Here is a 12,580-nt window from a genome sequence, read left to right as displayed (position 1 = left end):
ACGGAGCCGCTGCGCCGCTCAGTCGCCGGTCATGCCCCAGAACGCCACCCAGCGGCCGCCGGATTCGTCGCTCAGCGTCAAAAAGCGGCCGCTGTCGCGTTCGACCACATCCCACAGTTCCAGGCCGGGTCCGGCCCCGTCCGAGGACTTCCCGTCCAGCTCGACCTTGCGATTCCAATCCGCGACACTGGGCGTCGCCGTCCCGAAGATCGCGAGCGCCTCAGACTCGGTCAGCGCCAGTACCTCGCCCTGATCGATCTGGCCGAGTTCGATACCCGACACGATTTCCCGCACGTCGACGATCGAGTGGGCACCGGGGTAGTCGTTGCCGTACTCGGACTCCTCCCACTCCGCCAGAGTGCGCGGCTTCGGCCCCTTCTTCGGCTCGTCCTCCGGATCCCACAACCAGTCCCCTGTCGCGAACGCCCGCTCCCGCAGCGCGGCGAACGTCGTCTCCACCGAGCCCTCGAACTCCACCAAATACGTCCAACCTGATGAACCCACTGCCGTACCGCCCAAACTCCTCGAAGGGTCACCCCGCCACTCGCGGGGTCGCCCCGGCAACCTACCTCGCAGGTCCGACAAGCGCCTCGCGCGCTTGAACACCGGCAGTCCCGCGGACACCGGTCCCCTGCGATCCCCATGACCTGGTCCGCCGCAGCTTCCGTCCTCCCGGACCCGACTTCGAAGCCGACCGCCGCATCAGCCCGCTCGGTGCCGCCGTACACCGGTGCCAGGCACCATTGGTCTTCTGAATGCGCGGATAACCCGTCACGATGGCAGTCACGCAGCAAGTCTCGGTCTGCGATGCTCGGGGCGATGACGTCCATGCCGCCGTCGTACAAGTGGAAGTAGCGCAGCCTGGCAAGAAGTCCTCGCTCCTCCGCGGGACCGTCTTCGGCTACCGGTCTTCGCTCGCTATGCCTTCCAGGAACGGCGAGGCCGCAGTTCGAGGTCGGGCACGGCCGACGGATACGGAGGATACTTCTCGACGAGGCCTTCCCAAACCTCGTTCGGGATCGCGAGCCCCGCATCGATCATCGCCGCCCCATGCCACAGTCCGATCGCCTTGAGCGCCTTAGCGGTGCTTCGGCAGATCTCCTCGTTGAGGTTCGCGAACCGCTCCTCGGCCGCCTCCCGCTCCGCCAGCTCCCCCGGATCGGTCGCATCCTCCAACCGATCCAACGCCACCCCCAGCCGCTCGCACTCCTCCACCAGCGCCAGCACCGGCCGGAACCTCGCAGCGATCCCCTCGTCGGTCAACTTCTCCACGCTCCGCCCCTTTCGGGACAAACTCTATCCGCGGCATGGCAGAAGCGACCCTCTCAGGCCCGGGTAGGGTGCATCCCATGCGTTTGGTTGTGGCCCGCTGCTCGGTCGACTACACGGGGCGGCTCTCCGCCCACCTGCCCATGGCACCCCGCCTCATCATGCTGAAGGCGGACGGGAGTGTGCTGGTTCACGCGGACGGGGGCTCGTACAAGCCGCTGAACTGGATGACGCCTCCCTGCACCGTCGTGGAGGGCGAGACCGAGTGGACCGTCACGTCGAAGAAGACCGGCGACCAACTCAAGATCTCGATCGAAGAGGTCATGCACGACTCGAGCCATGAGCTCGGGGTCGACCCGGGTCTGCAGAAGGACGGGGTCGAGGCGCACCTGCAGGAGCTGCTCGCGGCCGACACCGGTCCGCTCGGGAAGGGCTGGACGCTGGTGCGGCGGGAGTACCCGACCGCGATCGGGCCCGTGGACCTGATGTGCCGCAACGCGGACGGCAGGCACGTGGCGGTGGAGATCAAGCGGCGCGGCGAGATCGACGGGGTCGAGCAGTTGACCCGGTACCTGGAGCTGCTCAACCGCGACCCGCTGCTGGCCCCGGTCGACGGCGTGTTCGCCGCGCAGGCCATCAAGCCGCAGGCCCGCGTGCTCGCGGAGGACCGCGGGATCCGCTGCGTCGTCCTGGACTACGACGACCTGCGCGGCGCTGTGAACGAGAGCCAGCCCCGGCTGTTCTAGCACGCGGGAGCGGCCGAACCGGACGGGTCCGCCGGGTCGCGGGCCGGGACGCGGATGACCCTGGACTCGACCGGCTCGCCGCCGGCGCCCGGATCCGCGGCCGAACGCCTGGCCATCGGGAGGGCGCGCGAGAACGACGAAGGGCCGCAGCGGAACCGCCGCGGCCCTGCCGTTCGAGTGGGATCACTCGCCGTAGACGGAGTCTTCGGCGTCCTCCCAGATCTGCTCGCACTCTTCCTGAGTGCCGGCGCCGGACTCGACGCAGTCCGCGATGGTGTCTTCCCGGATCTGGTCGGCGTTGTCCTCGAAGAAGTTGACGATCCAGACGTTCACGAGGATCGCGACGAGGACGGCGACGACACCGAGCACCAGGCCGGTGCCACCGGTGCCCTTGCCCTTGCCACCGCGGCTCGGGGCCTTGACCAGGGCGATGATGCCGAAGATGATGGCGAGGATCGCGAGGGGGATCGCGGTGAAGACGTTGATGCCGGGGATCCACGAGAAGATCACCAGGCCGACGAGGCCGAGGACGAGGGCGGTGACGCCGAAGCCGTTGCCCTGCTTGACAGAGACGGGCTGGGGGGCGGGCGCCGGGGCGGGCGGGTAAGCCACGGGGGTACTCCTATTGTTCTCGTTCTGAGCGGGCGGAACTGCGGTGATTGTATGGGGTCGATGCAAACGGCTCGCATTCGCATACGGGGTAAATCAGAGATACTGCTCACTTCGACCGCGCGGACCAGGACGATCACCGAGCGTGTTCGTCCTGTGTGCACTTACTGTTCGCATCGGTCATTCCACTTTCCGCAGCCTCAGGATAGCCGAGTCCCGGTCCGCCGTGGCCCCCCGAGCGGCAGTCGGAGCGAATTCAGCGCCGGGTTCCAATGCGTCCGGTGTCCCCGTAGAGCCGGCGCGACCCGAGGGCGATCCGGGCGCAGCGGTGCGGGCGGTCGCAGTGCCGCGGCGTCTCGGCGAGCGGCACCGCGGTCCGGCCGAAGACGGCAGGTGCGGGCGGCTTCGTCGAAGCTGATGGGCGTGCGAACCCCTCCACTAGGTGACCGGAACCGGTCTGCATGGGCCCCGACCCGGACGGCAAGCGGTATCCCCGTCCACGGGCGACGAGAATTGACCGGCACTTCACCCTTCGGCAACGGCCGCGTCACCCCGGGGGCGTGTCGCGGGGGTGAACCGGCACGTGGGAGCGGCATGCAAGACTATTGGCATGCTTCACGCGGTGGTCCCCGCAGGCGGTTCCGGAACCAGGCTCTGGCCCCTGTCTCGCGCCCAGCGGCCGAAGTTCCTCCTGCCACTGACAGGAACGGACTCGTCGCTGCTCCAGTCGACCGTGGAAAGGGTGCGGCTGCTGTCGCGCCCCGACCACGTCTACGTCGTCACCGGCGCCGCGCACGCCGTCGACGTGGCGCGCCAGCTTCCCGACGTGCCCGGCGACAACATCCTCGTCGAACCCTCGCCGCGCGACTCCGCGGCCGCGATCAGCCTCGCCGCCGCGGTCATCGCCGAGCGCGAGCCGACCGCGGTCATGGGCGCGTTCGCCGCCGACCACCTGGTCCCGGACGGCGAGGCGTTCGCCAAGACCGTCGAGCGGGCCATGGAGCTGGCCGCGACCGGCCTGCTCATGACCATCGGCATCAACCCGACCGGCCCCGACACCGGCATGGGCTACCTGCGCCTCGGCGCGGCCGTCGGCCCCGGCTACCAGCTCGAGGCGTTCGTGGAGAAGCCCGACCAGGTCTCCGCGGTCGAGTACGTCTCGGCCGGGAACTACCTGTGGAACGCCGGCATGTTCGTGTGGCGCGTCGACGTGTTCCTCGAAGAGCTCGCCCGCCGCCGCCCCGCCCTGCACAGCGCGGTCCGGACCCTCGCCAGGGCCTGGGACTCCACCGGCCGCGAGGCGCTGTTCTCGCAGCTGTGGCCGACGCTCGAGAAGATCTCGATCGACTACGCCGTCATGGAGCCCGCGGCCGCCGCCGGGCGCGTCGGGGTCGTCCCCGGCGACTTCGACTGGCACGACGTGGGCGACTACGACACGCTCGGCCGCGTCCTCAAGGCCGCCGACAAGGTCGGCAACGTCGTCGTCGAGCCGCAGGGCTCCGGCCAGGCGCTGCTGACCGAGTCGAAGCGGAACGTCGTCGTCCCCGCGTCCGGACGCCTCGTCGCCACCGTCGGCGTCGACGACCTCATCATCGTCGACACGCCCGACGCGCTCCTGGTGTGCCCCAGGGACCGCGCCCAGGAAGTGAAGGGCCTGGTCGAGGAGCTCAAGCAGTCAGAACGGAACGACCTGGTCTGATGTCCCCCCTGCGACTCCCGCCGCGCACCCGCACCGCCCTCGCCGCCGCGCTCCTCGCGTGCGCTGCCGCCGTCATCGCGGTCGCCCTGTCCCAGTGGCTGTTCGGCGCGGGCCTGGACCCCCGCGACGACAACCTCAGCCGCGCCGCCGGCATCGGCTTCACCGACGAGGCCCGCGGCACCCTGTTCTCGATCCTCCCGGTCGCGCTCCCCGCGCTCGCCGCGCTGCTCGCCCCGGCGACGCGACCCGGACGGGTGATCGGGAGCCTGACCCGTCTCGTCTACGCCGCCTATCTCGTTATCGGAGTGCTGCTGGCATTGTCGGCGGCACGGTACGGATTCGACGACGCCGGGCAACTGGCGGAGGAAGGACGGGTCTTCATCGACACTCGGGCGGCGGTCGAACGACTGGTGCTCGACGCTGTCTGGCTCGCATTGGCCGGCATCGGCCTCGCGCTCTCCAGAAAGCCCCGCTCACGCGAACGAACCTCCACTGCGGAGGCTGTCAAGCAAGGTCCCCCGCAAGCGTGAGTCTGAGGGGTCCTTCCGTCGTTCGGATCACTGTGCGCTATCGTCTGATATCGAACCGTTATCGAATAATGATGAGCACTCATCGTCCATAGAGATGAGTAGGCGGCGCGGCCCCATCTTCAGGCCGCCCGCGTGGCACCGGGGTTAACGACCACAGCAACTGCAGGACTTGAACACAGCGGGCGACCGGCGCGCCCGCGGCAGGGCCGTACGCGTTTTCAGGGGAGGGGACGCGTCCGGGACTTCGAGTCCGCAATCCGGTGCCGTGCAAGTGATTGCAAGGGGGGAGCACCGGTTTTCCGGTGCGCGAACGAGGAGGCGGACGTATATGGACGGCCGTGACTACTTGGCCGACCTGTTGGGTAACGTTCCGGAGTGGCAGGTTCGCGCATTGTGCGCGCAGACCGACCCGGAGGCGTTCTTCCCCGAAAAGGGGGGGTCCACGCGCGATGCGAAGCGCATCTGCGCGCGATGCGAGGTCAAAGAGAACTGTCTGCAGTACGCACTCGACCACGACGAACGCTTCGGCATCTGGGGCGGGCTCTCGGAGCGGGAGCGCCGCAAGATCAAACGCCAGGCCCGGGAGGCGGCGCGTCGGCGCCACGAGCGGCTGCCGGTCGTGGTGTGCATGCCCAGCCCGATGATCAACCCGGCGCTCGCGTCGGAGTTCGCCTTCACGGCCGAGACTCCGCACGCGGAGCCCGTCCTGACGGGCGGCTTCCGCAGCGAGGCGCTGTTGCACGAACTGGTCGGCCCCCGCCGGGGCGAGCCGGCCGCACAGCGGACCGAGGAACCGGAGCGCGTGCCGGTGGCGGCGTAAGGGACGTCCGTACGAGCGGATGAAGGGGTGGGGCACTCGCGGCGACGAACAGGAGCCGTATCGAGCAGAGTGGTCCGCCCCTTCGCCGTCCCCGCAGCAGACGGATCCAGTGCAATCCCGCAGCCCGGTATGCCTGGACTGCCACCTGCGCCCCGGGTCCGGCAGCGAACCGGACGACCGGCCCTCAGTACTCCAGGTCCTCCGGCGGCAGGTTCAGCAGGGACGAGAGCTGCTCGGTCAGCACCGAGCGCACCAGCGACTCCATGTCCGCCTTGCTCTCGCCCCGCAGCTCGATCGGCCTGCGGTAGAGCACGATCCGCGGCGACGCCGCGACCGTTCCCGGCTGCGCCGGGTACAGCTTCGAGAGCGGCACGCCGCGGTCCTCGACGATGTCGGCATCGTACGACTGCGACTCCGGCGGCACCTCGTCCACCGCGAACTCGATGTGCCTCAGGTCGGTGAACTTCGAGCCCAGGGTCTCCGCGAGCCGCCGCTCGATCGAGACGACCGACTCCATCACCAGCGCGTCGAACTCCTGGACGGGCGTGCGCCGCAGCGGCAGGGCGCCGGGCGCCAGCGGCCCCCGCATCCCCCGTCCGTGTCGATCTCTGCGCATGGGGCCACCTTATCGTCCGGGTCGGACGAAACCGGCCCCCGAGACGGCCCGCGCCGCGAATCCGTCCGAGGCCACTGCTCAGCAACACCGACTTCGACACCGCGAGTGGTAGTTTCGTGGGGTGAGGTCGGATCGGCGTTGCTCCCGGAACGGCTGCCGCCAGCCTGCGGTGGCCACTTTGACATATATCTACTCGGATTCGACTGCTGTGGTCGGCCCGCTCTCGACGACGCGGGAGCCCCACAGCTACGACCTGTGCGATGCGCATGCCCGGCGCCTCACCGTGCCCCACGGCTGGGAACTCGTCAGGCACCAGGGCGACTACGCCGTGCCCATGCCCACCGACGACGACCTGGTCGCCCTGGCCAACGCCGTCCGCGAGGCCGCCGTCGGCGAGCGGCACGAGCCCGATGCCGGCCTCGGCGAACCCACCGACGCCGCCACCCTGGCGAGCCGCCGCCTCGCCGAGACCGAACCCGCTCCGCGCCAAGGGCTCCGAGGGCCCGGATTCGGTGCCCGGCGTCACCTCCGGGTGGTGTCCGGGGATGAGGACGCGCAGCGCTAGTCTCGTCTGCGGGGGCGGCCGCACCGGCGCGGGCGAGCTGCGGAGCTTCTCCCCCGATCGGCCCCGTTCGGCTTGCGAGCCGAATTTCATGGACACCGGAAAGGCGGCACACCGTGGCTCCCCAGCTCAGTGAATTCGTGAAGGCCTACGACGTCCGCGGACTCGTCGGTTCGCAGCTCACGCCCGAGGTCATGGAGGCGATCGGCGCTGCCGCCGTCGCCGTCACCGGCGAGCTGAAGTGGGCCGTCGCCCATGACATGCGCGACTCAGGCCCCGGCTTCGCCGAAGCGTTCGCGCGCGGCGCCACCCGCGCCGGAGCCGACGTCATCGAGGCCGGCCTGTGCTCGACCGACATGCTCTACTTCATCGCCGGGCAGCGGAACGTCGCCGGCGCGATGTTCACCGCCAGCCACAACCCGGCCGAGTACAACGGCCTCAAGATGTGCCTGCCCGCCGCGCGGCCCATCGGCCTCGACACCGGCCTGGCCGACATCCGCGACCGGGCCCAGGCGATCCTCGACGGCGAGCCGGCCCCCGAGGCCGAGAAGCCCGGGACGGCCACGAGCGAGGACTTCCTCGCCGCGTACGCCGCCTACATGCGCGAACTGGTGGACCTGTCCGGGATCCGCCCGCTCAAGATCGTCGTCGACGCCGGCAACGGCATGGGCGGCCACACCGTCCCCGCCGTCCTCGGCGATCAGCTCCTCGAGGCGCTCCCGCTCGAGATCGACCCGCTCTACTTCGAACTCGACGGCACCTTCCCCAATCACGAGGCGAACCCGCTCGAGCCGGCGAACCTCGTCGACCTCCAGGCCCGCGTGCGCGAGGTCGGCGCCGACCTCGGCCTGGCCTTCGACGGCGACGCCGACCGCTGCTTCGTCGTGGACGCCGACGGCGAGCCCGTCACCCCCTCCGCGATCACCGCGCTCATTGCCACCCGGGAACTCGCCGAGCACCCCGGCTCGGCCGTGTGCCACAACCTGATCACCTCGAAGGCCGTCCCCGAGATCATCGCCGAGCACGGCGGCCGGCCGCTGCGCACCCGCGTCGGCCACTCGTACATCAAGGCCGTCATGGCCGAGGAGGACGCCGTCTTCGGCGGCGAGCACTCCGGCCACTACTACTTCAAGGACTTCTGGTTCGCCGACACCGGCATGCTCGCGGCGATGCACGTGCTCGCCGCCGTCGGCGGCTCGGACCAGACCCTCGCGCAGCTCGCCCGGGAGTTCGTCCGCTACACCGCCTCCGGCGAGATCAACTCCAAGGTGACCGACCCCCACGGCAAGATCGAGGAGGTCGCCGCCCACTTCGACGCGCAACCGGGCGTCGAGACCGACCGCCTCGACGGGCTCACCGTCTCCTTCGCAGACGGCTCCTGGGCCAACCTGCGCCCCTCGAACACCGAACCGCTGCTGCGGCTGAACGTCGAAGGCCCCGACCAGGCCGCGACCGACCGGCTGCGCGACGACATCCTCCGCATCGTAAGGAACTAGCCCATGCCCGCCACCGCGCCCAAACCAGTGCTCCTCGAACTGCTGCGCTGCCCCGAACCCCACCACGCGCCGCTCTCGTTCGACCGCGAGACCAACGCCCTCACCTGCTCCGAGTGCGCGAAGGTCTTCCGCGTCGAGGACGGCATCCCAGTGATGCTCCTCGACAGCGCAGGTCACCACAGTGCCGGTCACAACATCCCCGGCCACGACGACGCCGCCGGATGACCGTGCGGCACTGAACAGGTCGCGGCGGGCGACCCCGGACGATCCCACTGGCAACCGAAGCGAACCGCGACGGCCGCGACAGGCCAAGGAGGAACAGCATGGGTCTTGAGGACGACGGCCTCGCCGGCATCACCGGCGACCGGCTCCCGGACGAGCGCCGCATCGAAGGCGACCTGAGCGAGTCGATCCGCCCCGGCGGCGCCCTCTGGGCGCTCGCCTCGGCCGGACCGCAGCTCAGGGAGTCGGCCGCGCTCGCCGCCGACGCCGGGCTCGCCGCACTCGCCGAGGAGGGCCGCCCCCGGGCGGTCGTCGTCGCGGGCGTCGGCACCGCAGCCCGCACCGGCGACATCCTCGCCACCGTCGCCGGGCCCCGCTGCCCGGTCCCGATCCTCGGGCACCGCTCGGCGGGCGTCCCCGGCTGGGTCGGCGCCGCCGACGTGGTCATCGCCGTCTCGGCCTCCGGCCGCAGCCCCGAGGCGCTCGCCGCCGCCGAGGCCGCCGCCCGGCGCGGCGCCCGCCTCGTCGCCATCGGCGCCCCCGACTCCGAGCTCCAGGCGCTCGCCGAACGCGCCCGCGCCCCGTTCGTGGCCGTCCCCCGCCGCGCCCCCGCCCGCCTCAGCCTGTGGGCGCTCACCGTCCCGGTGCTCATGGCCGCCAAGGAACTCGCGCTCGTCAGTCTCGTCGAGGCCGACATCGCCGAGACCGCCCGGCGCCTCGACGAGGACGCCGAGCGCTGCCGCCCCGACGCCGACGCGTACGTCAACCCCGCGAAAGAGCTCGCGATGAACCTCGCCGGCTCGATCCCGGTCGTGTGGGGCTCCAGCCCGCTCGCGGGTGTCGCCGCTCGCCGCTTCGGCGACATGCTCGCCGCGAACTCCCGCTACCCGGTCGTCTCCGGCGAACTCGGCGAGGTCGGCCGCGGCCGCGTCGGCCTCCTCGACGGCGTCTTCGGCTCGCTCGCCGAAGGCCAGAAGGACATCTTCGCCGACCCCGAGGAGGACGAGGAGCTGACGCGGCTCCGGATCGTCCTCATGCGCGACGACGGCCTCGACGGCGACGACTCCACCCCCAAGCCCGACACGCGCCGCGCCGACGCCGTCGCCGACCTCGCGGGCCGCCGCGGCATCCGCTGCGACGTGATCCCGGCCGAGGGCGGCTGCGCCCTCGAGCGGCTCGCCTCGCTCATCGCGGTGCCCGACTTCGCGTCGGTGTACCTCGCGCTCGCGCACGGCCTCGACCCGATGCGGGTCCCGGCCGTCTCCGAGATGAAGGACCTCACGCTCGGAAGCGAGTAGCCGGACCCGAGTCCAAGGCCGCGGACGGCGCACCCGTCCGCGGCCTTCGGCGTCCCGGTCGCGTACCGGCCGGGCCCGGGACACCGCCGCCGCGTCGTCGGCGGGCATGCGCCCGGCGGCGTCCTCGCCGCCCTCCTCGGCGCGGTTCCCGGGACGGCGCCCGGCCGCATCCCGAGGACACGCCCTGAGAGACGCGAGGGCCGAACCGATAGAGTTGAGGCCTCCGGACAGAGACAAGTGAGGAGCGGCGGTGCAGGGGCTCTACGGCGTCATCCGCAACTACGCGTGGGGATCGCAGGACGACATCGCCAGACTCCAGGGCCGGGAGGTCCCCGCGGACCTGCCCGAGGCCGAGGAGTGGTTCGGCGCCCACCACAGCGCCCCGTCCACGCTCCACGACGGGCGGCCCCTCGACGACGCGATCGCCTCGAACCCCGCCGCGATGCTCGGCCGGCGCGCCTACGAGCGCTTCGGTCCGAAGCTCCCGTTCCTGCTCAAGCTCCTCGCCGCCGGCAAGCCGCTGTCGCTCCAGGCGCACCCGAACGCCCGCCAGGCCCACTCGGGCCACCAGCGGGAGATGCGCATCGGCATCGACATGGCCTACCGCAACTACGTGGACGACAACCACAAGCCCGAGATGCTGGTGGCGCTCACCGAGTTCCGCGCCATGTGCGGCTTCCGCGACCCGCTCGACGCCGCCGCCGACATCGAAGCGCTCGGCGTCCCCGAACTCGAAGGGCTCGCCGCCACCCTCCGCGACCGCAAGGCCGGGCTCCGCAAGGCCGTGCCCGACCTCCTGGGCCTCGCCCGCGAGGAGTGCCGCTCCATCATCGACGCCGCCGCGAAGGCCGCCTCCGAGCTCGACACCGACGACGGCGCCGACCTGGTGTCCCTGGCACGCTCCTATCCGGACGACCCGGGCGTCCTGGTGAGCCTGCTGCTCAACCACGTCACCCTCCAGCCCGGCGAGGCCGTGTACATGCCGGCCGGAAACCTGCACGCGTACCTGCGAGGATTCGGCGTCGAGATCATGGCCGCCAGCGACAACGTGCTCCGCGGGGGCCTCACCAACAAGCGCGTCGACGTCCCCGAGCTCCTGCGCGTCCTCGACTTCCAGGCCATGGCCGACCCGCGCGCCGACGCCGAGGACGACGGCCCGGTCCGCACCTGGCCCGTCCCGATCGACGACTTCGCGCTCCGCCGCGTCGAACTCACCGGCGAACCGCTGACCGTCGACGTCGACGGCCCCCGGATCTGCCTCTCGACCGGGGGCAGCGTGACCGTCGCCGACGACGACGGCGAATCGGCCCTCTCCCCCGGCCGCGCCGCGTTCTCCGCCGGCACCGCCGGGCCCCTCGTCGCGAGCGGCGAAGGCGAGCTCTTCATCGCGAGCGCCTAGGACGCCGGTGAGGCTTCGGCCCCGGACCGAACAGCCGAACCGAGGAACGAAAGACCGGCCCGGCCGCACAGCGGCCGGGCCGGTTCCCTTGCAACGCGGGAACTCGCGGTGTTCTAGAGCTTCTTCTGGACGTCGAGGTCGCGGCAGAGGGCCCGGTAGCCCATGGCCTCGTTGATCGCGATCATGTGGTCGTTGGCCTCGGCGTTCCAGGTGTGGATGTAGCGGATCTGCGGGCGGTACTTCCGCATGAGGCGCTGGTTGGCGATCTTGAGGATCATGCCGAGGCGGTGGCCGCGGTGCTTCTCCTCGACGATCGTGTCGTCCTGGAAGGCGTGCAGTTCCTCACCGGGGTAGACCACGATGCCGGACATGCCCGCGAGCTCGCCGGACTCGACGTGCCGGACGGCCGTCATGAACTGGGTCTGGGCGCGCTCTTTGAGAGTCCACTCGGTGTTGCGGATGCGGGCGGCGTCGTACTCGGCGGGGCGGATGTCCAGTTCCTCGCCCTGGGGCGGGTCGGTGTACATGCGCTCGCAGAGGGCGGCGTAGCCGTCGATGACGTCGTCGGGGCAGTCGCCGATCCACTGGACGAGCTCGTATCCGGCGGCCTTCTCCCAGGCGTCGGCGTACAGCCTCCCGAGTTCGTCGTCGCCGACGAGGGTGAGGTCGTTGCGGCGGTGGATCTCCTGGTCGACGGTCTTGTAGCCGCGGGCCTTCGCGAAGTGCTGGCCGGCGTGGTCGAACCGGGGGCCGTGCTCGAGGGAGTCGACGGCGGCGGTCAGGATCGTGTCGCGGCCGAGTTCGGCGGTGCGGCGCTCGGCGAACTCGAGGAGCGCGGTGCCGATGCCGCGGCGCCGGTGCTGCGGGTGGACTTCGAGGTCGAGCTGCACCAGGTGCTGGTTGTCCTGGGTCGGCATGACGAGTTCGAGCGCGCCCACGACCTTGCCGTCCTGGACGGGCACGTAGCGCTCGACGTCGAGGGAGTCGGGCCACAGGAGGAGGCGGAGGCGCTGGAGTCCGGGGCTGGGGAGCGGCTCGCCGGGCAGGTCGTGCTCGGTGACGGCACGCTGGGTCCGGATCCAGCCGTTGACCTGGTCGCGGTTCAGCGGGTCGATCGGGACGATTCGAAGATCAGGGTTGCTCACGCCCCGACCCTCTCGCAGATCCGGGCGGGTCCGCAATCGAATTACATGATGGCGCTTGCCAATCGGGGCATTAATGTGCCGGGCGGCCACCCCAGACCGCCCGGCACTCCCCCCGGTTTGGTTTCCCCGTGGCGCCGCCGGTGGTGGTCTGGAACCCTGTGGATTCCCG

13 protein-coding genes and 2 pseudogenes are annotated in these 12,580 nt (G+C 70.9%); 9 read left to right on the top strand and 6 right to left on the bottom strand.

The window, feature by feature from the left end; translation table 11 throughout:
- Positions 1-18 precede the first annotated feature (18 nt).
- The 3 genes and pseudogenes from GFD30_RS18520 to GFD30_RS26365 all read right to left on the bottom strand — a co-directional run bounded on the left by GFD30_RS18520 (position 19) and on the right by GFD30_RS26365 (position 1,272).
- Positions 19-480: a hypothetical protein gene (locus tag GFD30_RS18520; protein ID WP_153026674.1), complete on the bottom strand. Its 462-nt coding sequence runs from the start codon at positions 478-480 to the stop codon at positions 19-21.
- Positions 481-767: 287 nt separating this feature from the next.
- Positions 768-1,034: pseudogene (locus GFD30_RS28355) on the bottom strand (DUF3885 domain-containing protein); the annotation flags it as partial.
- Positions 919-1,272 (bottom strand): hypothetical protein, encoded by a 354-nt coding sequence (locus GFD30_RS26365; protein ID WP_194202014.1) that lies wholly within the window; start codon positions 1,270-1,272, stop codon positions 919-921. The pseudogene GFD30_RS28355 and the gene GFD30_RS26365, both read right to left, overlap by 116 nt.
- A gap of 77 nt (positions 1,273-1,349) precedes the next feature.
- Between GFD30_RS26365 and nucS the strand changes: the two genes are divergently transcribed.
- Entirely contained in the window at positions 1,350-2,015 is a 666-nt protein-coding gene (gene nucS / locus GFD30_RS18510; protein ID WP_153026672.1) for an endonuclease NucS, read from the top strand.
- A 183-nt stretch (positions 2,016-2,198) separates the two neighbouring features.
- Here nucS and GFD30_RS18505 read toward each other — a convergent pair whose 3' ends face one another.
- A complete protein-coding gene (locus GFD30_RS18505) occupies positions 2,199-2,627 on the bottom strand; it encodes a hypothetical protein (protein ID WP_153026671.1) in 429 nt (142 codons plus the stop codon).
- A 607-nt stretch (positions 2,628-3,234) separates the two neighbouring features.
- Here GFD30_RS18505 and GFD30_RS18500 point away from each other — a divergent pair.
- From GFD30_RS18500 to GFD30_RS18490, 3 genes and pseudogenes are all read left to right on the top strand, one after another.
- Positions 3,235-4,323, top strand: a complete 1,089-nt coding sequence (locus tag GFD30_RS18500; protein ID WP_153026670.1) for a mannose-1-phosphate guanylyltransferase — start codon at positions 3,235-3,237, stop codon at positions 4,321-4,323.
- A complete protein-coding gene (locus tag GFD30_RS18495; RefSeq protein ID WP_153026669.1) occupies positions 4,323-4,853 on the top strand; it encodes a hypothetical protein in 531 nt (176 codons plus the stop codon). Before GFD30_RS18500 ends, GFD30_RS18495 begins: the two co-directional genes overlap by 1 nt.
- A 328-nt stretch (positions 4,854-5,181) precedes the next feature.
- Positions 5,182-5,433 (top strand): annotated as a pseudogene (locus GFD30_RS18490) (WhiB family transcriptional regulator); the annotation flags it as partial.
- Positions 5,434-5,857: 424 nt separating this feature from the next.
- Here the strand turns inward: GFD30_RS18490 and GFD30_RS18485 are convergent.
- Positions 5,858-6,289, bottom strand: coding sequence for a metallopeptidase family protein (locus GFD30_RS18485; RefSeq protein ID WP_153026668.1), 432 nt, complete (start codon positions 6,287-6,289; stop codon positions 5,858-5,860).
- A gap of 121 nt (positions 6,290-6,410) precedes the next feature.
- Here GFD30_RS18485 and GFD30_RS18480 point away from each other — a divergent pair, with 121 nt between their 5' ends.
- From GFD30_RS18480 to manA, 5 genes are all read left to right on the top strand, one after another.
- Complete coding sequence (locus tag GFD30_RS18480) at positions 6,411-6,854, top strand: DUF3499 domain-containing protein (RefSeq protein WP_322633387.1); 444 nt, start codon at positions 6,411-6,413, stop codon at positions 6,852-6,854.
- Positions 6,855-6,967: 113 nt separating this feature from the next.
- Complete coding sequence (locus tag GFD30_RS18475) at positions 6,968-8,347, top strand: phosphomannomutase/phosphoglucomutase (RefSeq protein WP_322633386.1); 1,380 nt, start codon at positions 6,968-6,970, stop codon at positions 8,345-8,347.
- 3 nt (positions 8,348-8,350) lie between these two features.
- Positions 8,351-8,572, top strand: coding sequence for a Trm112 family protein (locus tag GFD30_RS18470; protein WP_153026667.1), 222 nt, complete (start codon positions 8,351-8,353; stop codon positions 8,570-8,572).
- A gap of 98 nt (positions 8,573-8,670) precedes the next feature.
- A complete protein-coding gene (locus tag GFD30_RS27600; protein ID WP_153026666.1) occupies positions 8,671-9,867 on the top strand; it encodes an SIS domain-containing protein in 1,197 nt (398 codons plus the stop codon).
- 250 nt (positions 9,868-10,117) lie between these two features.
- Positions 10,118-11,266, top strand: coding sequence for a mannose-6-phosphate isomerase, class I (gene manA, locus GFD30_RS18460; RefSeq protein WP_322633385.1), 1,149 nt, complete (start codon positions 10,118-10,120; stop codon positions 11,264-11,266).
- Between the two features lie 113 nt (positions 11,267-11,379).
- On the opposite strand, the gene GFD30_RS18455 is transcribed toward manA, so the two are convergent.
- Positions 11,380-12,411: a GNAT family N-acetyltransferase gene (locus GFD30_RS18455; RefSeq protein ID WP_194202013.1), complete on the bottom strand. Its 1,032-nt coding sequence runs from the start codon at positions 12,409-12,411 to the stop codon at positions 11,380-11,382.
- Positions 12,412-12,580 lie beyond the last annotated feature (169 nt).

Origin of the sequence: Glycomyces albidus, from assembly GCF_009451885.1 — a bacterium.
Lineage (GTDB): Bacteria > Actinomycetota > Actinomycetes > Mycobacteriales > Micromonosporaceae > Glycomyces > Glycomyces albidus.
This window is presented reverse-complemented; position numbering and strand designations above follow the sequence as displayed.